General features: G+C 73.5%; 21 protein-coding genes. 13 read left to right on the plus strand and 8 right to left on the minus strand.

Annotation, left to right across the window (positions count from 1 at the left end; all coding sequences use genetic code 11):
* Positions 1 to 113: 113 nt before the first annotated feature.
* Entirely contained in the window at positions 114 to 2,648 is a 2,535-nt protein-coding gene (locus tag A949_RS0115585) for an ABC transporter permease (protein WP_019356949.1), read from the plus strand.
* Positions 2,649 to 2,858: 210 nt separating this feature from the next.
* Here the strand turns inward: A949_RS0115585 and A949_RS0115590 are convergent, their stop codons facing one another.
* Together A949_RS0115590 and A949_RS0115595 are read right to left on the minus strand one after the other, a co-directional pair.
* A complete protein-coding gene (locus A949_RS0115590; RefSeq protein ID WP_019356950.1) occupies positions 2,859 to 4,220 on the minus strand; it encodes an SAM-dependent methyltransferase in 1,362 nt (453 codons plus the stop codon).
* Between the two features lie 231 nt (positions 4,221 to 4,451).
* On the minus strand, positions 4,452 to 5,900 hold the full coding sequence (locus A949_RS0115595; protein WP_026004681.1) for an NAD(P)/FAD-dependent oxidoreductase: 1,449 nt from the start codon (positions 5,898 to 5,900) through the stop codon (positions 4,452 to 4,454).
* A gap of 485 nt (positions 5,901 to 6,385) precedes the next feature.
* Here A949_RS0115595 and A949_RS0115600 point away from each other — a divergent pair, with 485 nt between their 5' ends.
* The 11 genes from A949_RS0115600 to A949_RS0115650 all read left to right on the plus strand — a co-directional run bounded on the left by A949_RS0115600 (position 6,386) and on the right by A949_RS0115650 (position 17,119).
* Complete coding sequence (locus A949_RS0115600; RefSeq protein WP_019356952.1) at positions 6,386 to 7,039, plus strand: lysoplasmalogenase family protein; 654 nt, start codon at positions 6,386 to 6,388, stop codon at positions 7,037 to 7,039.
* A gap of 79 nt (positions 7,040 to 7,118) precedes the next feature.
* Positions 7,119 to 8,387: a cytochrome P450 family protein gene (locus tag A949_RS0115605; protein ID WP_051019511.1), complete on the plus strand. Its 1,269-nt coding sequence runs from the start codon at positions 7,119 to 7,121 to the stop codon at positions 8,385 to 8,387.
* A gap of 152 nt (positions 8,388 to 8,539) precedes the next feature.
* Positions 8,540 to 9,643 (plus strand): transglycosylase family protein, encoded by a 1,104-nt coding sequence (locus A949_RS0115610; RefSeq protein WP_026004682.1) that lies wholly within the window; start codon positions 8,540 to 8,542, stop codon positions 9,641 to 9,643.
* Between the two features lie 172 nt (positions 9,644 to 9,815).
* Positions 9,816 to 11,096 (plus strand): phosphopyruvate hydratase, encoded by a 1,281-nt coding sequence (gene eno, locus A949_RS0115615; RefSeq protein ID WP_019356955.1) that lies wholly within the window; start codon positions 9,816 to 9,818, stop codon positions 11,094 to 11,096.
* 115 nt (positions 11,097 to 11,211) lie between these two features.
* Complete coding sequence (locus tag A949_RS0115620) at positions 11,212 to 11,688, plus strand: FtsB family cell division protein (protein ID WP_019356956.1); 477 nt, start codon at positions 11,212 to 11,214, stop codon at positions 11,686 to 11,688.
* A 127-nt stretch (positions 11,689 to 11,815) separates the two neighbouring features.
* Complete coding sequence (locus A949_RS0115625; protein ID WP_019356957.1) at positions 11,816 to 12,364, plus strand: DUF501 domain-containing protein; 549 nt, start codon at positions 11,816 to 11,818, stop codon at positions 12,362 to 12,364.
* The gene (locus A949_RS0115630; protein ID WP_019356958.1) at positions 12,361 to 13,335 is read left to right on the plus strand and encodes a Ppx/GppA phosphatase family protein; all 975 of its coding nucleotides are present in this window, start codon (positions 12,361 to 12,363) and stop codon (positions 13,333 to 13,335) included. The genes A949_RS0115625 and A949_RS0115630 overlap by 4 nt, the downstream gene beginning before the upstream one ends.
* A gap of 233 nt (positions 13,336 to 13,568) precedes the next feature.
* Complete coding sequence (locus tag A949_RS0115635) at positions 13,569 to 14,780, plus strand: helix-turn-helix domain-containing protein (RefSeq protein ID WP_019356959.1); 1,212 nt, start codon at positions 13,569 to 13,571, stop codon at positions 14,778 to 14,780.
* A 94-nt stretch (positions 14,781 to 14,874) separates the two neighbouring features.
* Positions 14,875 to 15,360, plus strand: a complete 486-nt coding sequence (locus A949_RS0115640) for a hypothetical protein (protein ID WP_019356960.1) — start codon at positions 14,875 to 14,877, stop codon at positions 15,358 to 15,360.
* Positions 15,361 to 15,797: 437 nt separating this feature from the next.
* Entirely contained in the window at positions 15,798 to 15,938 is a 141-nt protein-coding gene (locus A949_RS38105) for a hypothetical protein (protein WP_019356961.1), read from the plus strand.
* A complete protein-coding gene (locus A949_RS0115650; protein WP_019356962.1) occupies positions 15,935 to 17,119 on the plus strand; it encodes a methyltransferase domain-containing protein in 1,185 nt (394 codons plus the stop codon). Before A949_RS38105 ends, A949_RS0115650 begins: the two co-directional genes overlap by 4 nt.
* A gap of 65 nt (positions 17,120 to 17,184) precedes the next feature.
* On the opposite strand, the gene A949_RS0115655 is transcribed toward A949_RS0115650, so the two are convergent.
* From A949_RS0115655 to A949_RS0115670, 4 genes are all read right to left on the minus strand, one after another.
* On the minus strand, positions 17,185 to 18,171 hold the full coding sequence (locus A949_RS0115655; RefSeq protein WP_019356963.1) for a nucleoside triphosphate pyrophosphohydrolase: 987 nt from the start codon (positions 18,169 to 18,171) through the stop codon (positions 17,185 to 17,187).
* Between the two features lie 116 nt (positions 18,172 to 18,287).
* The gene (locus A949_RS0115660) at positions 18,288 to 18,950 is read right to left on the minus strand and encodes a SurA N-terminal domain-containing protein (protein ID WP_019356964.1); all 663 of its coding nucleotides are present in this window, start codon (positions 18,948 to 18,950) and stop codon (positions 18,288 to 18,290) included.
* Between the two features lie 244 nt (positions 18,951 to 19,194).
* Positions 19,195 to 21,183, minus strand: a complete 1,989-nt coding sequence (locus A949_RS0115665; protein WP_019356965.1) for a HEAT repeat domain-containing protein — start codon at positions 21,181 to 21,183, stop codon at positions 19,195 to 19,197.
* Positions 21,184 to 21,228: 45 nt separating this feature from the next.
* The gene (locus A949_RS0115670; protein WP_019356966.1) at positions 21,229 to 22,032 is read right to left on the minus strand and encodes an HNH endonuclease family protein; all 804 of its coding nucleotides are present in this window, start codon (positions 22,030 to 22,032) and stop codon (positions 21,229 to 21,231) included.
* Between the two features lie 145 nt (positions 22,033 to 22,177).
* On the opposite strand from A949_RS0115670, the gene A949_RS33580 reads away from it, so the two are divergent.
* Positions 22,178 to 23,443, plus strand: a complete 1,266-nt coding sequence (locus A949_RS33580) for an FUSC family protein (RefSeq protein WP_019356967.1) — start codon at positions 22,178 to 22,180, stop codon at positions 23,441 to 23,443.
* 100 nt (positions 23,444 to 23,543) lie between these two features.
* Here A949_RS33580 and A949_RS0115680 read toward each other — a convergent pair whose 3' ends face one another.
* Positions 23,544 to 24,833, minus strand: a complete 1,290-nt coding sequence (locus A949_RS0115680; protein WP_019356968.1) for a serine/threonine-protein kinase — start codon at positions 24,831 to 24,833, stop codon at positions 23,544 to 23,546.
* Entirely contained in the window at positions 24,830 to 25,573 is a 744-nt protein-coding gene (locus tag A949_RS0115685) for a hypothetical protein (RefSeq protein WP_019356969.1), read from the minus strand. Before A949_RS0115685 ends, A949_RS0115680 begins: the two co-directional genes overlap by 4 nt.
* Positions 25,574 to 25,684 lie beyond the last annotated feature (111 nt).

The raw sequence follows: 25,684 nt of genomic DNA on the forward strand, positions 1-25,684 counted from the left end.
GCCGGGCGCGCGCCCGGACGTAACGGTCCGGGTCGAATCCGCCCCCGCGCTCCCGTCCCGCGCTCCCACCGCCCGTCCAGCCCACTCGCAGAAGGACCCCCCAGGACTTCCTCATGCTCCGTACCGCCTTGCGCAACGTCTTCGCGCACAAGGCCCGGCTGCTGATGACGATGCTCGCCGTGCTGCTCGGCGTGGCCTTCGTCTCCGGCACCCTGGTCTTCACCTCGACCATTTCCGACGCGTTCCACAAGAGCTCCGAGAAGGGCTACGCACACGTCGACGTCTCGATACGCCAGGACGGGGGCGACGCGCCCGAGGGCCGGGACTCGCTCTCCACGCTCGACCAGCGCGTCCTCGACAAGGCGGCCGACCTGCCCGGCGCCAAGTCCGCCACCGGCGTGGTCTCCGGCTTCGCCGCGCTCTCCGACAAGGACGGCAAACTCGTCGGCGACGGCTTCTCCACCCAGGGCGCCAACTACTACGGCGGCCGGGACGGCAAGGGCAGCGACGCGCGCTACCCGATGAAGGACGGCGCGGCACCGCGCGCGCCCGGCCAGATCGCGCTGGACGCCAAGACCGCCGAGCGCACCGGTTACCAGGTCGGCGACACCGTCCGGATGTCGGTGAACGGCCCGGTCCGCACCGAGAAGGTCACCGGCATCTTCACCACCGACGACGGCAACGTCGCCGCGGGCGGCACCCTGGTGCTGTTCGACAACACCACCGCGCAGAAGCTGTTCGCCAAGCCCGGTGAGTACACCGAGATCTCGATGCGGGCCGACCAGGGCGTCTCGCAGACGGAGCTCAAGAAGCAGGCCGCCGGCATCCTGCCGTCCGGCACCGAGGCCGTCACCGGCAAGAAGCTCGCCGACGAGGAGTCCAAGCAGATCGAGCAGGGCATGTCGGGCATGAAGACGAGCCTGCTGGCCTTCGCCGGGATCGCGCTGTTCGTCGGCATCTTCATCATCGCCAACACCTTCACCATGCTGGTCGCGCAGCGCACCAAGGAGCTGGCGCTGCTGCGCGCGGTGGGTGCCAGCCGCCGCCAGGTCACCCGCTCGGTGCTGATCGAGGCGCTGGTCGTGGGCACGGTCGCGGGGCTGGCCGGGATGGCGGCCGGCGTCGGCATCGGCGCCGGGCTGCGCTCCCTGGTGGGCAGGATGGGCACCATGCCCGACGGGCCGCTGGTGGTCGAGCCGTCCACGGTCGTCGTCTCGCTGGTCGTCGGTGTCGTCGTCACCGTCCTGGCGGCCTGGCTGCCGGCGCGGCGCGCGGCAAAGATCCCGCCGGTGGCGGCGATGGGCAGTGTCCACGCCCCGTCGACGACCCGCTCACTGATCGTCCGCAACACCATCGGCGCGCTGCTGTCGGCCGCCGGCGCGGCCCTGGTGCTGGCGGCGACCGAGATGGACGACGGCAAGGCCCCGATGGGCGGCGGTGCCGCACTGCTGCTGATCGGCGTCTTCGTGCTCACCCCGCTGCTGTCCCGCCCGCTGATCGCGGCGGCGGCCCCGGTGCTGCGGCTCTTCCAGGTCAGCGGGAAGCTGGCGCGGCAGAACGCGGTGCGCAACCCGCGGCGCACGGCCGCCACCGCCTCCGCGCTGATGGTCGGGCTGACGCTGATCACGGGTCTGACGGTGATCGCAGGCGGGGTGCAGCAGGCCATCGAGAAGATGGCGTCCGGCTCGCTGAAGGCCGACTACACGGTCTCGATGGCCAACTACACGCCGCTCTCCCCCGAGGTGGAGAAGAAGCTGGCCCGCTCGGACGAGGTCACCGCGACCTCGCCGCTGCGCAACGCGCGGTCGGAGATCGACGGCAGCACCGAGTACCTGACGGGCGTCAACGGCTCCACCATCGCGCAGCTCACGTCCATCGACTTCACCGCGGGCGGCTGGTCCGGCGTCAGCAGCGGCAAGCAGGCGGTCGTGGACGAGGACACCGCGAAGCAGCGGGGCTGGAAGCCCGGGTCCCGGTTCGAGGTGACCTACCAGGACGGCGAGAAGGGCCGGTTCTCCGTCGCGGGCGTCTACCACGGCAACCAGATGATCAAGGGCATCATGGTCGACAACAAGGCCGTGACCCCGCATCTGACCAAGGTCGCCGACATGCAGGTCCTCGCCAAGACGAAGGGCGGCGCGACCGACGAGGTCAAGGAGACGCTGGAGAAGCAGCTCGGCAACAACCCGGCGGTCCTCGTCCAGGACAAGAAGGACATCTCCGACGGCATCGCGCAGATGATCAACATCCTGCTGAACATGCTGTACGGGCTGCTCGCGATGGCCGTCATCGTCGCCGTCCTCGGCGTGATCAACACACTGGCCATGTCGGTCTTCGAACGCGGCCAGGAGATCGGGATGCTGCGCGCCATCGGCCTCGACCGGCGGGGGATCAAGCGGATGGTGCGGCTGGAGTCGCTCGTCATCTCGCTCTTCGGCGGCGTCCTCGGCATCGGACTGGGCGTGTTCTTCGGCTGGGCGGCCGGTGAGCTGATCTCCGGTTCGCTGGAGACCTACTCGCTCGTCCTGCCCTGGGGACGGATGGGCATCTTCCTCGCGCTGGCCGCGCTCGTGGGCGTCCTCGCCTCCCTGTGGCCCGCCCGGCGCGCGGCCCGGCTGAACATGCTGGAGGCCATCAAGACGGAGTGACCGGGTCGCTCCCGGCCCGTCCGGGAGACCGGACCCCGCACACGTGCGCCCCCTCCGCTCCGGAGGGGGCGCACGCATGTGCGGCACGGGCCGCCGGGCGGGCGCCCCGGACGCCGCCGGACCCGCCGGTTCCGTCGGGCCGGGTCGGACCCGCCGGGATCCGCCGGCCCCGCACCGGGACGTCCGTCAGGGCCGCACCGGGAACAGCCGTCAGGCCCGGGCCTCCGCGTCGGCCGTCCACCGCCGGGTGCGCAGCGGCAGGCCGGAGGCGCCGGACTCCGGGGTCCGTACGGCCAGCACCTGGTTGACGCCGATGCGGTTGCGTTCGAAGGCGAGGGCCGAGGCGGCCATGTAGAGCCGCCACACCCGGGCCCGTCCGGGGGTGGTGAGCCGGGTCGCGCGGGCGAAGTCCGCCTCCAGGTTCCGCACCCAGGCGCGCAGCGTCAGCGCGTAGTGCTCGCGCAGCGACTCGACGTCCCGCACCTCGAAGCCGGCCCGCTCCAGCAGTCCCACGGTGCGCCCGACGGGGGCGAGCTCCCCGTCGGGGAAGACGTAGGCGTCGATGAACGGGTCCACCGCGTAGACCTCTTCGTCGGCGAGCGGGCGCCGGGCGATCTGGTGGTTGAGCAGCCGTCCGCCCGGCCGCAGGAGGGCGTGCAGATCGTCGGCGTACTCGCGGTAGCGGGCGGAGCCGACGTGTTCGGCCATGCCGACGGACGAGACGGCGTCGTAGGGGCCGTCGTCGATCTCGCGGTAGTCCTGGACGCGGATCTCGACCCGGTCCGTCAGCCCTTCCTCGGCGATCCGCTTGCGGCCGTGGGCGGCCTGTTCACGGGAGAGGGTGACGGCGACGGCACGCACGCCGTACTCGCGCGCGGCGTGCAGGACGAGCGACCCCCAGCCGCCGCCGACGTCCAGCAGCCGCTCGCCCGGGCGCAGCGCGAGCTTGCGGCAGATCAGGTCGATCTTGTCGCGCTGGGCCTCCTCCAGGGTGCCGTCCGGCTGCCAGTAGGCGCAGGAGTAGACCATGCTCGGCCCCAGCACCAGTGCGTAGAAGTCGTTGCCGACGTCGTAGTGGTGGCTGATGGCCTCGCGGTCCCTGCCGAGGGTGTGGCGCAGGCCGGTGCGGCGCCGGGCCTCCTCGGCGGGCGGTGGGGGCGGCAGTCCGGGACCGGCCAGCCGCAGCAGTTCGGCGGCGGCGCGGCGGGCCGCCGGGTCGCGTGCCAGGGACAGCGCGCCGCCCGCCCAGCCGGTGCCGAAGGCGGGCGCCTCGTCGGTGCCGGAGGTGAGCTCGCCCTGTTCGTCCCGCTCCCAGATCAGGCCGGCCAGCAGGTCGAGCGCCTGGTAGAGGTCGCCCTCGACATCGAGATCGCCGGCCACCCAGGCCCGGGCCAGTCCCAGCTCGCCCGGCCGCCACAGCACCCGGCGCAGCGCGCGGCGGCTGCGGACGATCAGGACGGGGGCATCGGGCGGGCCGGCCTCGCTGCGGTCCCACGCCCGCACCCGTACCGGGAGCGGGACCCCGAGCAGTTGCTCCGCGAGCGCGACGATCCGTTCAGCGGCACCGGCCATAGAGCACACCTCCGTGTCAGGAAGGGGTGGATTCCCCGTACACGTAACGCGCGCGGGGGGTGGGTGTATGCCCACTGTGCCCAACGGACCGGCGCTTCGACCGCGGTGGAAACGGCGAGAGGGGCGTGAGCCCCACGGATGGCTCACGCCCCTCTCGGACGTGCACGAAGGTCGCGGACCGGGTCCGCGGCCGGTGCCGGCCGGCCCGTGCCGGGCCGGCCGGTTTCCGGATCAGGAGGAGGCTGCCGCCTTCTCGTTCCTGTCCTCGACCGGGCTGTCGGCGCGGCTGTCGGCGGACGCCTTGCCGGTGTCGGCGGACGCGGAGGCCTCCGCCTTGGCGAGGGCTGCCGCGGTCACGGGTGCCGCCGCCTCGTAGAACTCACCCCGCGGGTGCTCCATGGCACCCAGCGAGACGACCTCGCGCTTGAGGAACATGCCGAGCGTCCAGTCGGCGAAGACCCGGATCTTGCGGTTCCAGGTGGGCACCGCCATGCCGTGGTAGGCACGGTGGAAGTACCAGGCCAGCCGGCCGCGCAGCTTGATCCGCGTCTTGCCGAAGACGATCATCGCGACGCCCTTGTGCAGGCCGAGGCCCGCGACGGCGCCCTTGTTGGCGTGCTTGTACTTGCCCTGCGGGAAGCCGCGCAGGCCGGAGATGACGTTGTCCCCGAGCACCTTGGACTGGCGCAGCGCGTGCTGCGCGTTGGGCGGGCAGAACGCGCCCTCCTTGCCGGCGGCCAGGTCCGGGACCTGCGCGTTGTCACCCGCGGCCCAGGCGTAGTCCATGCCCTTGACCTGCATGCTCGCGTCCACGTCGACATGGCCCTTGGGTCCCAGGGGCAGGCCGAAGCGGGAGAGCACCGGGTTGGGCTTGACGCCCGCGGTCCACACGATGGTGCTGGAGTCGACCTCCAGGCCGTTCTTGAGCACCACGTGGCCGTCCACGCAGGACTCCATCGAAGTGTTCAGGTAGACCTCGACGCCGCGCTTCTTGAGGTGCTCCAGGCCCCACTCGCCCAGCTTCGGGCCGACCTCGGGGAGGATCCCGGGGGCCGCGTCGACGAGGACGAACCGCATGTCCTCGCGCTTGACGTTGGGGTAGTACTTGGCGGCGTCCCTGGCCATGTCCTCGACCTCGCCGATGGTCTCGGCTCCGGCGAACCCGCCGCCGATGAAGACGAAGGTGAGGGCCTTGCGGCGGGCGTCCTCGTCCTGGGTGGAGTCCGCCTTGTCGAACTGCTCCAGGACGTGGTTGCGCAGGCCGATGGCCTCCTCCACGCCCTTCATGCCGATGCCGTTCTCCGCCAGCCCCGGCACCGGGAAGGTGCGCGAGACGGCGCCCATCGCGATGACCAGGTAGTCGAACGGCAGCTCGTAGGCGTCGCCGACCAGCGGCGACACACTGGCGACCTTGCGGTCCTGGTCGATCGAGGTGACCCGGCCGGTGAGGACCTCCGCCTTGGGGAGCACGCGTCGCAGGGGGACCACGACATGGCGGGGTGAGATGCTGCCGGCGGCGGCTTCGGGGAGGAAGGGCTGGTACGTCATGTACGACCGCGGGTCGACGACCGTGACGGTCGCCTCGCCGTAGCGCATCTTCTTCAGGATGCGCCGCGCTGCGTACAGACCGACGTACCCGCCACCCACTACGAGGATTCGGGGACGCTCCGTGGTGCTCATGGAATCGAGTATCCACCCATCCCGGGGGGTCACTTCGTGAGGGCCTTCACAAGGATCGGTGGACCCTCTGCTACACTCCGCCGCCCGTGATCGAGCCCACAGGCTCGCCGTGGCACCCCTGCACCGCGTGAACCGTTGACACGCCTCTTGAGCTGCGGGGATCAGCACCCCTTGAAGGGAGCCGCCGCACAGCGGTGGAACCGCGCACATCCGGCGCGGCGGCGGCACATCCGGAACCGTGCCTTCCACGAGGAAAACCAGGGCCCACCGGGCCCTTTCTCATGTGAATCAATTCACGAAACTCGTCCGCCCGGGCGGGCGCGGGGCGCCGCGAAGGCCGCTTCACACCTATCAGCAGAGTGCCGGCCCGCTCAACTGAGAGCCATCGAGCCCCCTCGACCGGGCCCGCCGGGGCGCCCCGCCGGAGCGCGACGGCCCGCCGCCGAAGGGTTGACGGTGCCGTACTGGGCGGTAACACTGCCCGGATGGCGATCACCAAGGGCAAGGGCAAGGGCACAGCCGCGTTCGCCGTGCTGGCCGCCGCGGACCTGTACGCCACCGCGAGGTCCCCGCGCGGCCCGGCACGCGCCGCCAAGCCCCTCCTGATGCCCGCGCTCGCCGCCCACGCCCGCGACGCCGCGCAGCCCGCGCGCCCGCCGGCCGCCCTGCTGGCCGGGCTCGCCTGCGCCACCGCAGGCGACACCGCCCTGCTGTGGGACCGCCACCAGCGCGCCCTGCTGACCGGCATGGCCGCCTTCCTCGGCACCCAACTCAGCTACACCGCGGGCATGACGACCCGGCTCGGCGCCGTCCGCGGACTGCGCGCCCGGCCCCGGCGCGCGCTGGCGGCGTTCGCCGCCTGGGGCGCCGCCAACGCGGTGCTCGCACCCACCCTGGAGCGGCGCCTGCGGCTCCCGGTGGCCGGCTACAGCCTGGCGCTCACCGCGATGGGCGCCGCCGCGCTCGGCGTCGGGGGCAAGGTCGCCACCGGCGCGATGGCCTTCATCGCCTCCGACGCGCTGATCGGGCTGCAGGCCGCGGGGCACGAGTTCCCGTCCCAGGAGGTGCTGATCATGGCCGGGTACCTGCTGGGGCAGTACCTGATCACCGAGGGCTGGCTGGAGCGCGCCCCGTCCTGAGCCCACACCGCCGGGAGCGCATACCGTCGTAGCCGTGCACGACCCGACCAGCCCGGACCGCCCCGGCTCCCCGCCGCCCATGCCGCCGCTCTTCGACCGGCAGTTCGCCCTCGACCCCTACCCGGCGTACGCCTGGCTGCGCGAGCACGCGCCGGTCCGCCGGACCCGGCTGCCCAGCGGGGTGGAGGCGTGGCTGGTGACCCGGTACGCGGACGCCCGGGAGGCGCTCGCCGATCCGCGGCTGAGCAAGGACCCGCGCCGGCACGGCGAGCAGGACACCCACGGCAAGGGCAAGGTCGGCATTCCGGGCGAGCGCAGTGCGAACCTGATGACGCATCTGCTCAACATCGACCCGCCCGACCACACCCGGCTGCGCCGCCTGGTCTCCACCGCGTTCACCCCGCGCCGGGTCGCCGCCTTCGCGCCCCGGGTACGGGAACTCGCGGACGGGCTCATCGACTCCTTCGCGCCGCGCGGCGAAGCGGACCTGATCCACGAGTACGCGTTCCCGCTGCCGATCTACGCCATCTGCGACATGCTCGGCGTCCCGCAGGAGGACCAGGAGGACTTCCGCACCTGGGCGGGCATGATGATCCATCAGCCCGGCAGCCCGCGCGGCGGCGTGGGCCGGGCCGTCAAGCGGATGCGCGGCTACCTGGCCGAACTCATCCACCGCAAGCGCGCGGAGGCGGACACCGCCGAGGGGGGCGGCGACCTGATCTCCGGCCTCATCCGCGCCTCCGACCGCGGCGAGCACCTCACCGAGAACGAGGCCGCCGCGATGGCCTTCATCCTGCTGTTCGCCGGGTTCGAGACGACCGTCAACCTCATCGGGAACGGGACCTTCGCACTGCTGCGCCACCCCGAGCAGCGCGCCGTGCTGCAGCGCGCCGTCGCGGAGGGGGACGAGAAGCTGCTCGGCGGCGCCGTCGAGGAACTGCTGCGCTACGACGGCCCGGTCGAACTGGCGACCTGGCGGTTCGCCACCCGCGACCTGGTGCTGGGCGGACAGCGGGTGCGGGAGGGCGAGGCGGTGCTGGTCGTGCTGGCCGCGGCGGACCGGGACCCGGCGAAGTTCGCCGCACCCGACACCCTGGACCTGGTGCGGCAGGACAACCAGCACCTGGGCTACGGGCACGGCATCCACTACTGCCTGGGCGCCCCGCTGGCCCGCCTGGAGGGGCGGACCGCGCTGGCCGCCCTGCTGCACCGGCTCCCCGATCTGCGGCTGGCCGCCGACCCCGGCACCCTGCACCGGCGCGGCGGACTCATCATGCGCGGGCTGCGGACGCTCCCGGTGGAGTTCACCCCGGCCGAGGCGGATGACCTGCGCGGGGAGCCGGTGTGACGGGCCCTCACTTATGTGACCGCGGCGTGATGTGGGCGACATTGGCTTGTGACTGTCGGACTTCGCAGCTACGTTCGGTCACCGACTTGGGTCATGGACTGCTGCCATCGACTACGGTCGTCGTCCCGTTCGTCCCCCACGAGAGGTCAACCATGCGCTCCGGGAATGGTCGGCACCGCCGCCCCCGCCAAGCCCCCGCACTGTTCGTCGCCGCCGGGGTCACGGGTGCCGGAATCGCGCTTCCGCTGTTGGGCGCCACCGGCGCACACGCCGCCGACGCCCAGCCCTGGGACCGCGTCGCGGACTGCGAGAGCGGCGGCGCCTGGAGCGCCAACGACTCCAACGGGTACTACGGCGGGCTCCAGTTGGACCTGGACACCTGGAAGTACTACGGCGGCACGATGTACGCCGAGCGGCCGGACCTGGCCACCCGCAGCCAGCAGATCGCCGTCGGCGAGAAGATCCTCCAGTCCGAGGGTCCGCGCGCCTTCCCGCAGTGCGGCGGCGACCTGAAGCTCGAGGTCCCCGGTTCGGACGAGGACGCCGACCCGTCCGGCGAGCCGTCGCAGGACCCGGCCGACTCCGCGGGGAAGGCCGATCCCTCCGGCAGGCCCGACGACGCCGGGAAGTCCGGCGAGTCCGGCAAGCCCGACGCGCAGCACCCGGAGACGGACCCGTCGCCGGACGCGAGCGACTCGCCCACGGACAAGGACGGCGACGACGGCGCCGGTGATCCGGACCGGGGCGGGGACTCCGACCGGGACTCCGAGAAGCCGGAGAGCGGGGAGTCCGGCACGCCGCAGCAGCCGTCCGACGACAGCTCGTCCGAGGCACCCGGCTCCGGCGCGTCCGAGTCCGGGTCCCCGGACTCGGACGCGGACGACGACACCGCCACCGGCTCCGACTCGGCGGGCGACACCTCCGGCTGGTCCGACCTGGGCCCGTCGAGCCCGAACCGGCTCAAGTCCCCCTCCGACTCCGACCGGTCCGGCCAGGGCAAGCACCGTGGGCGGCCCGCCGAGGAGCGGCCCGGGCACGACGAGCGCGGCGAGCGGCCCTCCCGGGGCGGGGAACGCGACCGCGCGGACGAGAGCGGCGGCCGGCACCGGATCACCGTGCGGGACGGCGACTCGCTCGCCCGGATCGCCGCGGAGCAGGACGTCGAGGGCGGCTGGAGCGAGCTGTACGCGCAGAACCGGGAGACGGTCGGCGACGACCCGGACCTCATCCGCCCCGGCCAGCACCTGACGCTGTAGGTCGCGCAGGCCGCGTCAGCCGCGTGGCCCGCGCGGTCCGCCAGGGCCGTGCGGCGCCGGAGGAGTCCCCCGGAAGGGACACCCGGGCAGGAAACGGGACAGCCTCGCGGGTGCGCCGGGCGGGACGGTTAGGCTCGGGGCGGAAAGTCGTCCCAGACGAAGGAGAAACCTCGTGCCGTCCATCGACGTCGTCGTAGCCCGCGAGATCCTCGACTCGCGAGGCAACCCCACCGTCGAGGTCGAGGTCGGCCTCGACGACGGCAGCACCGGCCGTGCTGCCGTGCCGTCCGGTGCCTCGACCGGCGCCTTCGAGGCGCTCGAACTGCGTGACGGCGACGCCGCGCGCTACAGCGGGAAGGGCGTCGAGAAGGCCGTCCTCGCGGTCATCGAGCAGATCGGCCCGGAGCTGGTCGGCTACGACGCCACCGAGCAGCGGCTGATCGACCAGGCGATGTTCGACCTGGACGCCACCGCCGACAAGTCCTCGCTGGGCGCCAACGCCATCCTCGGCGTCTCGCTGGCCGTCGCGCACGCCGCCTCCGAGGCGTCCGACCTGCCGCTGTTCCGCTACCTGGGCGGGCCGAACGCGCACCAGCTCCCGGTGCCGATGATGAACATCCTCAACGGCGGTTCGCACGCGGACTCGAACGTCGACATCCAGGAGTTCATGATCGCGCCGATCGGCGCCGAGTCGTTCTCCGAGGCACTGCGCTGGGGCGCCGAGGTCTACCACGCGCTCAAGGGCGTGCTCAAGGAGCGCGGCCTGGCCACCGGGCTGGGCGACGAGGGCGGCTTCGCGCCGAACCTGGGCTCGAACCGCGAGGCCCTCGACCTGATCATCGAGGCCGTCCAGAAGGCCGGATACAACGCGGGCCAGGACATCGCGCTGGCGCTGGACGTGGCCGCCTCCGAGTTCTACGAGGACGGCGTCTACGCGTTCGAGGGGCAGAAGCGCTCCGCCGCCGAGATGACCGAGTACTACGAGCAGCTCGTCGCGGACTACCCGCTGGTCTCCATCGAGGACCCGCTGTTCGAGGACGACTGGGCGGGCTGGAAGACCATCACCGACAAGCTCGGCGACAAGGTGCAGCTCGTGGGCGACGACCTGTTCGTCACCAACCCCGAGCGGCTGGCCCGCGGTATCGAGGAGGGCGTCGCCAACGCGCTGCTCGTCAAGGTCAACCAGATCGGTTCGCTGACCGAGACGCTGGACGCGGTCGAGCTGGCCCAGCGCAACGGCTTCAAGTGCATGATGTCGCACCGCTCGGGCGAGACCGAGGACGTGACGATCGCCGACCTGGCCGTCGCCGTCAACTGCGGCCAGATCAAGTCCGGCGCCCCGGCGCGCTCGGAGCGCGTCGCGAAGTACAACCAGCTGCTGCGTATCGAGGAGATCCTGGACGACGCCGCAGTCTACGCCGGTCGTTCGGCGTTCCCGCGCTACAAGCGCTGACCGCCGTACGCCGCGCCGCCGGTGTCCTGCGCCCCGCCCCCTCCCGGGGCCGCGGGGGCAGGGCACCGGCGACACCGTTCGCACAGCTTCGGCAGGTGGACCGCAGGGGAGAGGTATGGGAGCGGACCGGGACCGTTTCTCCACCGCGACGCGCCTGCGCGCGCTCGGCGCCCAGGCCGCCGAGCGGGTGTACCGCGCCCAGGGCCGCAAGGTCCGCACCCCGCGCAGGGGCCGGCTCACCGGCCGGGCCGCGCTCCTCGCCCTGGTCGTGTGCTCCCTGGTCGTCGCGCTCGCGTACCCGACCCGGCAGTACATCACCCAGCGTTCGCAAATCGCCGACCAGCGCCGGCAGGCCGAGCAGGCCCGCGCGGAGGTGAAGCGGCTGCGCGAGCAGCGGGCCCGCTGGCAGGACCCCGCCTACGTGGAACGGCAGGCCCGTGAGCACCTGCACTTCGTCCGCCCCGGCGAGACCGGCTACACCATGCCGGACGGCACGGCCGAGGTGCGCCGCCCCCGCGAGCACGAGCCGGAGGACCGGCCCTGGTACCAGAACCTGTGGGACGGTGTGGACCGCGCGGACCAGGACGGGTGAACGCCCGCCCGCCGCGTCCCTTCCCCGGGCGGGCCGCCGCCCGTTCCTGCCCTGCCCTGCCTCATGACGATCGACCGCACGACCGAACCCTCCTGACGACCGAAGCGAAGCGACGAGCACCTCACCCATGGACACTCCACCGCCCCGCACCGAGCCGACCGCGCCCACGGACGCGGACATCGCCGCCTTCAAGGAGCAGCTCGGCCGCCCGCCGCGCGGGCTGCGCACCATCGCCCACCGCTGCCCCTGCGGGCTGCCCGACGTGGTGGAGACCGCACCCCGGCTGGAGGACGGCACGCCGTTCCCCACCACGTACTACCTGACGTGCCCGCGCGCCGCCTCCGCCATCGGGACGCTGGAGGCGAACGGCGTGATGAAGGAGATGACGGCGCGGCTGGCCGAGGACGCGGAGCTGGCCGACGCCTACCGCGCCGCGCACGAGGACTATCTGGCCCGCCGCGACGCCATCGAGGAGCTGGTCGGCTTCCCCAGCGCGGGCGGGATGCCCGACCGGGTCAAGTGCCTGCACGTGCTGGTGGCGCACTCGCTGGTCGCGGGCCCCGGCGTCAACCCGCTCGGCGACGAGGCGCTGGCGATGCTGCCCGAGTGGTGGCGCAAGGGGCCGTGTGTGACGGTCCCCGAGGAGACGGCGGAACCCGAGGAGGCCCGGCCGTGACGACGAACCGTGTGGCAGCCGTCGACTGCGGCACCAACTCCATCCGCCTGCTGGTGGCCGACGTGGCGGTGTCCGCCGACGGCACCCCGGGCGGCCTCACCGAACTGGACCGCCGGATGGAGATCGTCCGGCTGGGGCAGGGTGTGGACCGCACCGGACGGCTGGCACCCGAGGCACTGGAGCGGACCTTCGCCGCCTGCCGCCGCTACGCCGAGGTCCTCACCGAGTTCGGCGTACCGCCCGAGCGGACCCGCTTCGTGGCCACCTCCGCGTCCCGCGACGCGGAGAACCGGGACGAGTTCGTCCGCGGCGTGCTGGACATCCTCGGCGTCGAGCCGGAGGTGATCACCGGCGACCAGGAGGCCGACCTCTCCTTCACCGGCGCCACCGAGGGGCTGGCACCCGGCACCTTCCCGCCGCCGTACCTGGTGGTGGACATCGGCGGCGGCTCCACGGAGTTCGTGCTGGGCACCGAGCATGTCGAGGCGGCCCGCAGCGTCGACGTGGGCTGTGTCCGGCTGACCGAGCGCCATCTGGCACCCGGCGGCGCCCGCACCGAGATCCCGACCGCCGAACAGATCGCCGCGATCCGCGCCGATGTGCACGCGGCGCTGGACAAGGTGGCGCGGACGGTGCCGCTGGACCGGCCGCACACCCTGGTGGGGCTCGCGGGCACCGTCACCACGCTCGGCGGCATCGCGCTGGAGCTGGACGCCTACGACTCGGCCCGCATCCACCACTCCCGCCTCCCGCTGGCGCAGGTCCGCGAACTCACGGCCCGGCTGCTGTCCGCCACCCACGACGAACGCGCCGCCATCCCCGTCATGCACCCGGGCCGGGTCGACGTGATCAGCGCCGGGGCGCTCGTCCTGCTGACGCTGATGGAGCGGATCGGCGCCCAGGAGGTCGTGGTGAGCGAGCACGACATCCTGGACGGCATCGCGCACAGCTGCGCCGCGGGGCGCCCCTGACCGGAGACGACGGCCCGATCGGCGCTCCCGGCGGACTTCCGCCGGGAGCGCCGCCGTGTGCGGGCGGTGTCGGCCGGTCGGTGTCGGCCGGTCCGCAGCGGGCACGAGTCCCGGTGGAGCAGGGCAGGTTGCGGCGAGCCCGGTCGGCCTCGTCGTTCGCCGGAGACGGTCACCCGGCCGGCTCTACCATCGGAAGCGACAGCCACCAGGCCCGAAACCGCTGAGGTGCACACGTGAGCAACTGGGCTGATCTGACGACCGGCAAGCGCATCAAGGCCCTGCGGGGCTCCGACCTGACACAGCATGGCCTGGCCGAAGCGGCCGGCGTTTCGTATGCACTGATCCAGAAGGCCGAGCAGGACCGAGGAGAGTTGTCGGTGGGCTCGCTGCTCAAACTCGCCGCTGCGCTCCGCACGGACGTGGGAGTGCTCCTGGGCCAGCAGGCTCCACGCCGTGGCATGGACCGAGGGAGCCGTGCCGCTTTGCGGCAGCTCTCCGACGCAGTGCACGAGAGTGCCCTCGGTGAGTGGGACGGCGTCGAGGCGCCCAGCAGCGTCGAAGAACTCGGCAGGGCGCGCGACCTCGCGTGGTCGGCCTACTGGAACAGCGACACTCCGCGCGTGGCCACGCTCGCCTCGCAGGTGCTCATGGAAGGGCAAGTTCGATACGCCGCGGCGGCTGGCGAGGAGCGCACCCGTCTCGCGGCGATCCTCGCCAGCACGTACCGCGTCGCGGCCTCAACGGCGAACGGTTTCGGGCATCGCGACCTCGCCCTCTCCGCGCTCACCTCCGCGAAGCTGCTCGCCAAGCAGGCAGACGATCCGGTGATGGGAGCGCTGCTCGAATCCACGCTGTCGTGGATTCACTTGCGCGGCGCGAAGCTGCCGCGTGCAGAAGCCGTTGCTGAGCGTGCCGCGCTCGCGATCGAACCGTCGTTCAGCCGGTCGGCAAAACCCGAACTTCTCGCGTACGGACGTCTGATGATCTCGGCGGCCGTGGCGGCGTCGAGGCGTGAGGACGAGACCAAGGCCGACGACTACATTTCGCAGGCGCATGCCGCGGCGGCTCGGTTGGGCAAGGACGTGAAGCTGTTCGGCACCGCATTCGGGCCGACGGCGGCGAAGACGGAAGCCATCGGGATCCACGTGGCGTTGAAGAACTACGGGCGTGCGCTCAAGCTCGCCGATCAGCCGGACATGCGACGGCTTCCGTCGACCATGTCGAAGGTCGCCCGCAACCGCTACAAGCTCGACGTCGCGCTCGCGCAGTGCTCGGCCGGGCTGTACGACCAGGCGGGCGACACTCTCGTCGAGGTCGGTCTCGACGCGCCGGAGTGGGTGCGGCACCAGGCGCTGCCGGGGGTCATCGGCCGGCGGATCGCGAAGGTGTCGACGGCGCGGGTCCGCAGCATCGGCGAGGCGATCGGGGTCCCCCTCGTCGCGTGACGCCGACGCGGCGTAGGAGTCGGCCGGACACTCGTTGCGCTGGTCCTACGTCGGATCTCTTCACCCTGGGTGATCGAGGCGACACGATTGATGCATGGTCAGCAGCGAGCAGGGACTCAGGAAGAGGCCGACTCCGGCCCGGCGCACCGAGGGTGAGAGGCGGCGGCGGCACGCTCTCGCGGATCACGCGGCCGGTCACGTACCGGGCGAGGGCCCCGTGCCCGCCCGCGTGGCGAAGGTCGACCGCTTCCGGGTGGTGGTCTACCTGTGCGCGGCGGCGAACTCCGACATCGCGGGGCCGCGCGAGGAGTGCCTCGCGTACGCCGGGTCGTTCGGCTGGCAGATCGTGGACGTGGTCGAGGACCGCGTCGGGCTGCTCCCCCCGGAGGGGCGCGAGGGGCTGGCCCGCGCCGTGGAACTGGTCGAGGAGCAGAAGGCCGGTGCGGTGCTCACACCGTGGCGCTCGATGATCTCGACCATCGCGCAGGAGTACGACGAGGTGGCGCGGAGCGTCGAGAAGGCGGGCGGCTTCCTGCACGTCATGGGCGCCGACCGGGCCCGTCCGCACACTCCGTGCTGACGCCGCGCCGGGCGCGGGGTGCCGCATGGGCGTGAGGCCGCTGGAGCTGTGGGCCCGGTTCGACTTCCGCCGCGGGTCCTGCCACCGCTGCGAGCGTACGAACCTGCCGGTGGCGTGCCTGGGGACGATGGAGGCGCGCGGTGTCACCGTCCCCTTCCGTGCCTGTCACTGGTGCGTCTTCCGGGTCGAACAGCTCCACTGGGTCGAGGCCGAACGCGCTCGGCTGCGGGCGGGCGGTCCGCCGCCGGAGCAGCGGACCGCCCCGCACCGGCCCTCGCGGCGGGCGCTGTGCGTGCCCGGTGTCCCGCTGCGCATCGGGCGCCTCCGCACCGGCGGCGCCCGCACGGACTCCGCCCCGGCCGGGTCCGGTGGCTCCCCATCCGGCCGGGGCGGAATCCCGAAGCACCGCACGAGGAACACCGATCAGGAGGTACCCAGTGGACGCAGTTCCGTGGCTGACGCGGGCCGATGGTGGCAACCCGCAGGATGACAGCGACTCCGGCAACAAGCACGGAGGCGGCGGTTCGGACGAGGGCGGCAACACCTCGGACGGCCAGGGCCCGGCGGACGGCGAGTGACCGAGGCGGAATCCGGCACCCGGGAGGCCGGACCGGACGGGTTGGCCTCCGTGCTGGTGGACAAGGGGGCCCTGACGCCGGACTGGCTGCCCGCCTACCGGGCCGTGCCGCGGGCCGCGTTCGTCCCCGACCGGCTGTGGCCGGGCACGGCGGGCGGCAACCGGCAGGGCGAGGTGATCGACCGTCGGACGGACCCGGCGCTGTGGTGGGAGAAGGTGCACAGCGACATTCCGCTCACCACCCAATGGGACGACGGCACGCAGCCGGGCACGGCCAGGGGCCGGGCTCCGACCTCGTCCAGTTCCATGCCGACGATGGTGTTCTCGATGCTCGCCGCCCTCGGCGTGGCGGAGGGGAACCGGGTGCTGGAGATCGGCACGGGAACCGGCTGGAACGCGGCCCTGCTCGCCCACCGGCTCGGGCCGGGCAACGTGGTGACGGTCGAGGTCGATCCGGCCGTCGCCGAGGGAGCGCGGCGCCGCCTCGCGGCGGCGGGGCCCGTACCGGTGTCGGTCGTCGGCAACGGCGCGCGGGGCCATGCCGCCGGAGCGCCGTACGACCGGATCATCGCCACCTGCGGGGTCTCCCGGGTGCCGTACGCATGGATCGAGCAGGCCGCCGCGGGTGCCGTGCTCGTCGTCCCGTGGGGCCCGCCCTACGGCGGGCAGGCGGTCGCGCGGCTGACGGTCGGCGAGGGCGGGATCGCGACGGGGCCGTTCGTCGGTTCCTCGGCGTTCATGCGGCTGCGGGACCAGCGCGACCGGTTCCCGCCGACCCGGCTGTTCCCCGGCGCGGAGGACTGGCCGGGTGCGGCGCAGCGGCGCACGACAGCGCTCTCGCCGGACGACATGGGCGCCTGGCACCACATGTTCACGCTGGGCGTGCAGGTGCCCGACCTGTTCTGTCGCGTCGAGTGGGGCACAGGCGGCGCGTATCGGCTGTGGCTCCTCGACATGGGTCGCACGTCCTGGGCGACAGCCGATTTCGAGCCCGGTCGCGGCGAGTTCGAGGTCGCCGAGTACGGACCGCGCCGCCTGTGGGCCGAGGCCGAGGCCGTCCTGTCCTGGTGGCGCGAGCACGGCGAGCCCGGGTTCGCACGGTACGGGCTGACGGTCGCCCCGCGCGGTCAACGGGTGTGGCTCGACCACCCGGACAACCCGGTACCGGTGCGGGTGCCGTAGCGGCGTGGCCCCTCGCCCCGGCCCGGCGACCACCCGTGGTGGGGCCGGGCCGGACCGGGCCGGGGTCAGCCGGCGGGGTGCTGCTCAGCCTGCCGGATCAGGTCGCGGTATTCGCGAGCGGCGGCGCGCAGTGCGGCCTCGGGGTCGACGCCCTCCCGTTCGGCCTCCGCGGCCAGCGCCAGCAGGGCGTAGCCCACGTCGGCACCGGCGCCGTCCCCGGGGGCGGGCAGTCCGGCCGTGCGGGCGCGGCCCGCGAGCTTGGCGGCGAGCGAGAGGGCGGGCTGGCCGAAGGGGACGCCCTCGGTGACCGAGGTCCGCTCGGCCTTCTCCAGGGCCTTGCGGCGCTGCCAGTGCGCCTCGACCTCCGCCGCGGTCTCGGCGACGTCGTCGCCGAAGACGTGCGGGTGGCGGTGCACCAGCTTCTCCACCAGGGTGGCGGCCACGTCGTCGATGCCGAACGGTTCTTCGGGGTCGTCCTGGGCGATACGGGCGTGGAAGACGACCTGGAGCAGGACGTCGCCGAGTTCCTCGCGCAGCTCGGCGCGGTCGCCGCGTTCGATGGCGTCGATCAGCTCGTAGATCTCCTCGACGCCGTACTTGAGCAGGTCCTCGTGGGTGCGCAGCGCGCTCCACGGGCAGTCGCGCCGGATCCGGTCCATCACCTGGACGGCGTCCAGCAGCCGGGCGCCGGGCAGATCGTAGGAGCCGGGCAGCAGCTCCAGATCGGGCATGGCCTGCCGGCCGGAGCCGGCCAGCCGGGCGAGGCCGTCGGTGAGCGCGGGCTCCCCCTCGGCGGTGGCCAGTACGACGACCGACCGGCCGCCGCCCTGTGCGCAGTCGGCGACCAGCTCCCGTGCGTCCGGTTCGACGCCCGCCTCGGCCTTGACCCCGGCGTCCCGCACATAGGGGAGCTGCGGGTGCGCCGGGTCGGCGCACAGCACCCGGTCGGCGCCGCGCAGGGCCTCCCAGGCGGGCCAGGAGAGCAGTCCGGGCGCCACCCGGTGGGTGGTGGTGAGCAGGACGACACGACCGGTCTCGGGGATCTCGTTCACCCTACGAACGTAACCCGGACGGCGTCCGGCCCGGCCTCCGGTCCCGCGACGGCGTCGCCTCGTCGTCTCGTCGCCGCGCACCCGTCACAGCGGAACAGCGTCACAGCGGAACAGCGTCACATCTGCTGCGGGCGCTGCGCCGCCTCGCCGCTCAGGTCCCGCAGCCACGGGGTCTTCGCGCCGGTGAGGGTGGAGCGGTCGGTGTCCCACCTGCCGTAGCGCGGGTTCACGTCGATGTTCATGCTCTTGGACGTCGCCGACAGCTCCTTGGTGAGCCGCTGGTTCCCATCCGGCGAGGTCGGGTCGATGCCCTTGGCCTTGGCGATCTTCTCGACGAGGAGCTGCATGCGGATGCGGTCGTCGATCTCGTCCGGCGCGACGCTCTGCTGGCGCAGCAGCACGGCCTCGAGCTGCTTGCTGCCGCCCGCCTGCACCTCCAGCTGCCCGCGGACCCGCTGGACCTCGCGGCGGCTGACGCCCACCTTCGCGTCGCGGGCGGCCTGCGCGACGATCCGCTCCCGGATCATGCCGTCGAGGGTGGCCCGGGTCAGCTTGCCGCTCTGCTTGATCATCTGTTCGCCCTGCGGCGTGGCCCGCTGCGCGTCCCGCACGGCCCCCACCCGGGACTGGAGCTGCCCCATGCTGATCCGGTCGCCCTTCACCAGGGCCGCCGCGCCCGGGTGCGCGTCGTCGCCGCACGCGGTGAGCAGCGGGGCCGCGGCGACGAGCGCCGCTGCGGCGGAGAGGGTGAGCGCGGACCTGCGGTGACGGCTTTCCATGGGGCCTCCCGGCGGCGGCGAGGGTCGCGCGTCCTCGCACGACCTGGCGATGATCGATGGTAGGGAGTCGAACGGGTCCATGACCACCGGTTCGACGTCAAATCGACCAACGATTCGGGAGCAGTTGGGTAGCTGCCCGTACAGCAGTGCGACACCGATACCGGCAGCGGTACGAGCCGTGCGCCGGACCTGCGCCGTACGGACCCGGCCGGGACGCCGCCGTTCGCGGCCCGGCCGAGGAGGCTCACTCCACCGCGGTGAGCAGCTCGTCGAGGGCCGCGCGGATGGCCTCGTCCTCGGTGAAGGCGCGCCGGCCGCTGAAGTGGTGGAGGCGCCGGTCGCAGGCCGGCAGGTGGCGCAGGAGGTCGGCGGCGGGCCGGGCGGCGGGACCGATCCGGGCCAGATGACGCACCGCGGAGAGCATGACGGGCTGGTAGTCGCCCTCGGCCAGGCCCCGCACCGCCTCCAGGAGGACCGGGACGGTGTGCTCGGTGTCGCCGGTCGCCGCCCACAGGGCGTGCGCGGCCTCGACGTCGGTCCAGTCGCCGGGGGGACCGGCCACCATCCGGAGGCGGTCCGCGAAGGGAGCGGCGTGCGGGCCGAGATCGGCCAGCTTGCGCAGGGCGGGGTGGGGGAAGCGGCCCTCGGTGGCGGCGGGTCCCAGCACCTCGAGTGCGGGGCCGGGGTCCCCGCCGACCCGCCAGTACGCCCAGGCGGCGAGTTCCGCGTCCGTCCCGGTGGCCGCGGCCGACCGGGCCAGCAGCAGTTGCCGGCCCGCGTTGCCCGCCGGGCCGATTCCGGCCAGGGCTGTCGCCGCCGCGGTCCAACCGCAATCGTCGGCCAGCAGCTCGAGCAGGCGGGGTACGGCCGCTTTCGCGGCGGGCCCCCAGGCGGCGAGCACGTCGCACAGCTGCTTGAGCGCGCCGGGGTCCGTGGTGCCGGCGAGCCGGTCGCAGATGCCGGGCAGCAGCAGCTCCGCGTGGTCCGGGAGCGCGCTCAGCACCTCGGCGAGGTCCGGGAGGCCGGTGTCGTGTCCCGAGCGGACGCTGCTGTAGCAGGACAGTGCGAAGCCGGACCGGTGGCCGGCCACGTACGCGGCCAGCCCCGGAACACAGCGCGGATCGTTCATCCGGGCCAGCGCCCACAGGGCTGCCTGAGCCACCGTCTCCCCCGTCCGGGTCCGCCGGGCGGCGGTGTCGCCGAGCAGCGCGGCGACCGCGTCGGCATGGGTGGCGGCCGACGGGCCGAGGCAGGCCAGCAACCCGGCTGCCCGGTAGCGCACTTCGGTGTCCGGATCCTCCAGCCGGGCCGCGACGGCCGGCAGCAGGGCCTCCCCCGGCGACCGCCAACGCGCCAGCAGCCCGCCCGCCTGCGCCAGACCGCCGGCCCGCTGCTCCGCGTCGGGATGATCGGCCAGCAGACCCAGTGCGAAGGCGGGAGACGCGCCGGCGAACAGACCGGCGGTCCACTGCTGGACTCCCTGCACCCCGGTCTCCATCGTGCTGCTGCGCCGCCACAGCTCCACGCTCGGGGCGCGGACGGCGTCCAGCACGGTGTCCAGCCGGCTCGCCGCCAGGCCCGGCGCGGCGGGCGCGAGCGCGTGCACGGCCGCGAGGCGGAGCTGGGGCTCCGGGGCGTCGAGCAGCGCCCGGAGGAGGGTGTCGACCTCCTCGGCCCGGTCACCGACCGGCTCCCGGGCGACCGCCGGGCCGAGTGCGAGGACCAGGTCGAGCCGGTTCACGAGGTCGCTCTCCGCCTGCCAGCAGCGCAGCAGCGCGGGCAGCAGCAGGGCACCGGGACTGGCGCAGAAGCCGACGGCGGCCGTCGCGGCTCGCCGCACCTCCGGGTCGGGATCGGCCAGCAGCGCGAGGACGTCGGGCAGCAGGCGTTCCCAGGTCGGTGCCCAGCCGGGAGCCAGGAACCTCTCGGCGACCTGACTCTCCTCGCCGGCCAGCATCGCCACCAGGTCCAGCACGGTGAGCCGGCACCGCACCCGGGAGGCGGAGGCGAGGCGCAGCAGGAACGGCAACGCGGCCGGGGCGGCGGAGCAGATCCAGCCCCCCTGGTGGTAGAGGAGGTTGTGCAGTTCGAACGCGGCCTCCTCCGCGTCCTCGGGGTCCGGACCCGCGCAGCGGCGCAGCAGACCGGGCACGTCCTCGGCGGAGCCGTAGTTGTGCCGCAGGCCCGCCCAGTCGACGGCTTCCAGCCCCTCCCACAGGGGCGCCGGCTCCACCGCGGGACGAGCCGCGGGTGACGGGTTCTCAGCGCCCGGGCGCACTCAGCCCTCGCACTGCTGGAGCATCATCCGCTTGTCGGGAGCCGTGACGGGCAGGTCGTACTCCAGGGCCACCTGTGTGAACCGCACCGCGTACGAGCAGCGGATCCGCTTGTTCGGGGGCAGCCAGGAGGCGGGCCCGGAGTCGCCCTTCGAGGCGTTGGGGGAACCCGAGACGGGCAGCAGGTTCAGCACGTCGTTGGCCAGCCGCTTGCGCTTCTCCTCGTCCCACTGCGCGGCCCCCATCTGCCAGGCGTACGACAGCGGCACCACATGGTCTATCTGGACCTCGGTGGCCTTCGCCTTCTGCCAGGCGATGTCCTTGCCGGTGTAGGGGTCGGCGAGGGTCATCGAGACGACCACGCAGTCCGAGCCGGAGCGGAAGGTGACCTTGCGGCCGTCACGCTTGAGCACGTCGTTGCGGGTGTCGCAGCCGTTGCGGGCCAGCGGTATGCCCTCGGCGGTGTCCAGCCAGGCGCGGCCGAACTCCTCCCGCTCGTAGCCCGTGCGCGGGCCGCGGCCCTTGGTGCGCACCTGGTTGATCAGCCGCCTGGCCCGGACCTTGTCGGTGTCCGAGGTGAGCGCGGCCAGTCCCGGTTCGGTCCCCTCCGGGTTCTTCAGCGGGCTGGTCTGCTCGCCCGCACCGCCGGAGGCCGGGGTGCCGGTCGGGGTCGCGGAGGCGTCCGAGCCGCCGCCTCCGGTGCCGCCGTCCTCCTGCTGCGGCAGTCCGTCGCATCCGGCCAGCAGCGCGGTGGCGGCGGTGGTGGCGAGGACGGCGGCGGCGCCCCGCCGCACGGGACGCCGCACGGAACGCGACCCGGAGCGCGGCACGGAGGCGGAGGCGGGGCGGGGCGGAGTTGTCGCGGCAGTCATCGGGCGAGCATAGACCGGTGCGTCACCCCGACGGAGCTGTCCCTGTGGCAACCGGCGGGAAAGCGGGGAGGGACGCAGGGTGCGTCAAGCAGTCACCGATCCCCTGCTCAATCTGGTGCGGCGGCACCGTGAGCCCGTCGTCGCCCAGACGGCCCGCTCGACCGTCGCCGCCGTGATGAGTTACGCCGTCGCTCTGCAGCTCAGCAGCGAAGCCGCGCCCCTGACCGCGCCGCTCACCGCGCTGCTGGTCACCCAGGTGACGCTCTACACGACCCTGCGGACCGGCGTGCGCCGCGTCAACGCCGTGGTCGCCGGAGTGCTCATCTCCAGCGGTTTCAGCGCACTGGTCGGTCTGACCTGGTGGAGCCTGGGCGTGGTGATCCTCGCCGCGCTGATCGTCGGCCGGTTCGTGAAGGCGGGCGAGTTCGTCCCGGAGACGGCGATCAGCGCCATGCTGGTGCTGGGAGTGACTCAGAGTCAGGTCGCAGCCATGGCCTGGGACCGGATCCTGGAGACGCTGATCGGTGCGATCGTCGGACTGGCATTCAACGTGCTGTTCGTCCCACCGGTATGGGTGCAGCCCGCCGGGGACGCGGTCCTGGACCTCTCCGGCCGGATGAACCGGCTGCTGGTGGGCCTCGGCGAGGACGTGCGCGGCTTCACCCCGGTCAGCCAGGCCGCCGACCGGCTGCACCAGGCCCGCCGGCTCGACCACGACATCGTGGAGGTCGACGTCGAACTGCGGCGCGCCGAGGACAGCCTGCGCCTCAATCCGCGGGTGCGGGAGGGCCTGCTCTCCCGCGTCGTGCTGCGCACCGGCCTGGACGCCCTGGAGATCTGCGCGGTCGTGCTGCGGACCACCGCGCGGACGGTGACCGACCTGGCGAAGAAGCGCCTGGACGAGCCGCTGTTCAGCGAGGAGACCGCCGAGGGCATGCAGGAGCTCTACGTGCACATGGCGGGCGCGGTCGAGGCGTTCGCGCTGCTGATCACCACCCCGGTCAGCGCCAGCGCGGAGGAGGCCGAGGACCGGCTGGTACGGGAGCTGGAGGCCAGTCGCGCCAGCCGGGACGTCATCGCTTTCCAGCTCCTGGACAAGGTGCGCGAGCACCCCCGCCAGTGGCAGCTGCACGGCGCCCTGCTCGCCGAGGCCGACCGCCTGCTGGACGAGCTGGACGTGGAGAAGCGCTCCCAGCGCCTGTGGGAGGAGCTGGACCGGCAGTCCCGCGAACAGCGCGAGAAGAACCCCGTACTGCGCCGCATCCGCCAGTTCCGCAGCCGGGAGCGCGCCCGCGAACGCGAGCAGGAGGAGGAGCGGGAGCTGGAGTGGGAGGAGGAGCGCTGAGCCGCCGCCGGCGGAACGCCTCCGCGGCCGGCGGTCCCCGGCGGCGGTCCCGGAGGGCGCTCCCGGGACGGCCCGCGGCACCCCGGCGGCAGACGGATGATCAGTACGGGGTGCGGCCCGCCGGGGACGCCAGTCGGTGGCGGCAGTGCGCCTCGTCCTGCAGCAGCTGGGCCACCGCGGGGTCGTGCATGCCGCGTTCGCCGATCAGGTCGCGCAGCAGGGCGGAGAGCTCGGGCAGCGCCTGCGCGTACCGCCCGGTGTCCACCAGGACGGTGGCGTACTGCTTGCGCAGGGTGCGCACGATGGGCGAGCTCTCGCCGTAGGTGGTGACCGCCGCCGGAAGGGCGCGGCCCAGCAGCGCGGCGACCTCCGCGTAGCGGCCCGCGCCCAGCAGCCGCCGGATGTCCTCCAGCACCGCGTTCAGATCCCCCTCGGGGCCGGGCCCCCGGCCCGCCGGCCGGCGCGGCGGCCAGGGCGCCGCCGGAGCCAGGAACGGGCGGGTGGGATCGAGCGGCGGCCCGGGAGCACGCTCCCCGGGACGGGGCAGCAGCGGGGCGAGGGCCGCGTGCACCTCGTGCGCGTCGGCGGGCCGCCGGGCGGGGTCGCGGTCGAGCAGCCGGCTGACGAGGCCGGGCAGCGGCGCGGGGACGTCCGGGCACAGCAGCTCCAGCGCGTCCGGCTCCTCGTGCAGCTTCTTGTAGAGCAGACCGGCGGCCTCGGGCGCCTCGAACGGGGTGCGGCGGGCGAGGAGTTCGTACAGCACCACGCCCAGCGCGTACAGGTCGGCCGCCGGGCCGACGGCCGACCCGCCGGTGGCCTGCTCGGGCGCCATGTAGACGGGGGTGCCCACCAGCGCGCCGGTGCGGGTCAGCCGGGTGACGTCGGGGGCGCCGACCGAGGCGATGCCCAGGTCGAGGATGACGACCCGGCCGTCCGGTCGGACCATCACGTTGCCGGGCTTCAGGTCGCGGTGCACGATGCCCACGGCGTGCACGGCCGCGAGCGCGGAGCACAGCTGCGCGGCGACCGCGACGGCCCACTGCCACGGGTACGGCTCGTGCTCGGCCAGGTGGTCGGCCAGGTCGCTGCCGTCCAGCCGCTGCATCACCAGGTACAGCTCCTCGCCGTCTTGCCCCGCGTCGTAGACGGTCACCAGCCCCGGATGGTCGAGCTGCGCGGTCACCCGGCACTCGCGCGCGAAGCGGCGCCGCAGCTCCTCCGGGTCGGCGCTGCGCACGAGGGAGGCCATTCGCTCGGAGTGCGCCAGCTTGACCGCGACGGAGCGGCCGCCGAGCCCGGTGTCGCGCGCGCCCCACACCTGGCCCATGCCGCCCTTGCCGAGCGGTTCGGACAGCTCGTACCGGCCCGCGATCAGCCGCCCGGGCCTCACGCCCGGTCCCAGGGGCCGGACTGCTGCCGGGGATCCCGGCTCCCGGGCCGGTGCTCGGCTCCGGGGCTGCCGGCACCGGAGCCGCCGGCACCGGCTCCGGACTGGTTGCGGCGGAGCAGCTCGCCGAGTTCGTCGAGCTCGGAGGCGACCTGCCGCATCCGCGGAGAGGCGGGCGGCACGGACCCCGGGTACACGTTCTGGTGCGGCTCCTGCTGCGAGTTCGGGGCCTGGTGGGGGTTCGGGGGCGCGGACACGGTGGGGGCGTACGGTGCGGCGCCGCCGTACGGGGCGGCAGGTGCGGCCGGTTGCGCCGGGGCGGCGTACGGCCCCGCCGCCGGCGCGTACAGGGTCGGCGCGGGCGCGAACCGGGGCGTACGCGGCCCGCGGTCGGCGAGTAGGGCGTGCACGACGGCACCGCCGATCAGCAGCACGATGTACACCCCGGCGCCGAGCTGCGCGTTGCCCTCCTCGCCGGGCTTCGTCTCCGGCACCACGAAGAGCAGCAGGATGTAGACCGCCGTCAGCACGCAGGCCCCCGCGAACACCGCCCAGTCCAGCGGCCGCCGCCGCAGGATCGCGAACCGCAGCGACGGCACCCAGGCCAGCAGCCCCAGCGACCAGAGCGGGAACGACGCGAAGGCGATCCGCACCAGGAGGGCACGCGTGCCCCCGGGACGCGCCGCACCGGGCTGGGGCTGCCGCGGCGGCTGCGGTGGCTGGGACGCGGCCGGGCCGTACATCTTTCCTCCTGCGTGGGACAGCGGCGGACAAGGCAGGAGGTGAGCGTATACACCGGTACGGACTCCCGGATACGCGGCGGCCCAGGTAGGCGGAATCGTTGTCAACTCCCC

It is taken from the genome of Streptomyces sp. AA1529, assembly GCF_000280905.1.
GTDB lineage: Bacteria > Actinomycetota > Actinomycetes > Streptomycetales > Streptomycetaceae > Streptomyces.